Genomic DNA, 1,649 nt, shown 5'->3' with positions numbered 1-1,649 from the left:
ACCGGATGATATCTCGAGAAGCTGGTCTTAATGATACGGCCTCGAAGTGCACCGGCGTGCCTTCAATGAGGACTGTATCGACACGTCGATGTCATCATGAAGTGGCCTGATTGTAAAAGGTAATCAGGTCGTTGCTTCCTTTGGAAGCAACTATGGATGAGCATAGACAATGAGAACGAAGAAGTGAATTAAGGGCATTTGGTGGATGCCTTGGCATGCACAGGCGAAGAAGGACGTGATACGCTGCGATAAGCCGTGGGGAGCTGCGAATAAGCTTTGATCCATGGATTTCCGAATGGGGGAACCCACCTTAAATGCTTGGAGAATCTAAGTTGTGCTTCGGTACGGCTTAGGTTTCCAAGCATTATGATAAGGTATCTGCATCTGAATACATAGGGTGTAAGAAGCGAACTCAGGGAACTGAAACATCTAAGTACCTGAAGGAAAGGACATCAACCGAGACTCCGTAAGTAGTGGCGAGCGAACGCGGACCAGGCCAGTGGCAATAAGGAATAAAGTGGAACACTTTGGAAAAGGTGGCCATAGCGGGTGATAGCCCCGTACACGTAGAACACTTATTGTCCTTGAGTAGGGCGGGACACGTGAAATCCTGTCTGAACATGGGGAGACCACTCTCCAAGCCTAAGTACTCGTGCATGACCGATAGCGAACAAGTACCGTGAGGGAAAGGTGAAAAGCACCCCGACGAGGGGAGTGAAATAGAACCTGAAACCGGATGCCTACAAGCAGTCGGAGCTCGAAAGAGTGACGGCGTACCTTTTGTATAATGGGTCAACGACTTAGTGTAGCAAGCAAGCTTAAGCCGGTAGGTGTAGGCGTAGCGAAAGCGAGTCTGAATAGGGCGTTTAGTTTGTTGCATTAGACCCGAAACCGAGTGATCTAGCCATGAGCAGGCTGAAGGTTGGGTAACACCAACTGGAGGGCCGAACCCATATCTGTTGCAATAGATTGGGATGACTTGTGGCTAGGGGTGAAAGGCCAATCAAACTCGGAAATAGCTGGTTCTCCGCGAAAACTATTTAGGTAGTGCGTCGATCGAATACCCTCGGGGGTAGAGCACTGGATGGGCTATGGGGACTCACCGTCTTACTGATCCTAACCAAACTCCGAATACCGAGGAGTACTAATCGGCAGACACACGGCGGGTGCTAACGTCCGTCGTGAAGAGGGCAACAACCCTGACCTCCAGCTAAGGTCCCCAAGTCATGGCTAAGTGGGAAAGGATGTGAGGATCCCAAAACAACCAGGATGTTGGCTTAGAAGCAGCCATCATTTAAAGAAAGCGTAACAGCTCACTGGTCTAAATAAGGGTCTTTGCGCCGAAAATGTAACGGGGCTAAAGCCATGCACCGAAGCTGAGGATAGTACAGTTATAGTGACTGTGCTGTGGTAGCGGAGCGTTCCGTAAGTCTGTGAAGGGGGACCCGTGAGGGCCCCTGGAGATATCGGAAGTGCGAATGTTGACATGAGTAACGATAAAGGGAGTGAGAGACTCCCTCGCCGAAAGACCAAGGGTTCCTGCTTAAAGTTAATCTGAGCAGGGTTAGCCGGCCCCTAAGACGAGGCGGACACGCGTAGTCGATGGGAACCACGTTAATATTCGTGGGCCTGGTGGTAGTGACGGATCT

Annotated in this window: 1 rRNA gene; it reads left to right on the top strand. The window is 50.5% G+C overall.

Annotated elements, in window-relative coordinates:
- Positions 1-177: 177 nt before the first annotated feature.
- Positions 178-1,649: ribosomal RNA gene (locus RQI55_RS24190) — 23S ribosomal RNA — on the top strand; the annotation flags it as partial.

Origin of the sequence: Rhizobium sp. WCS2018Hpa-16, from assembly GCF_031843705.1 — a bacterium.
Classification (GTDB): Bacteria; Pseudomonadota; Alphaproteobacteria; order Rhizobiales; family Rhizobiaceae; genus Agrobacterium; species Agrobacterium tumefaciens_C.
The sequence above is the reverse complement of the archived record's forward strand: the minus strand, read 5'-3'. Positions and strand labels throughout refer to the sequence as shown.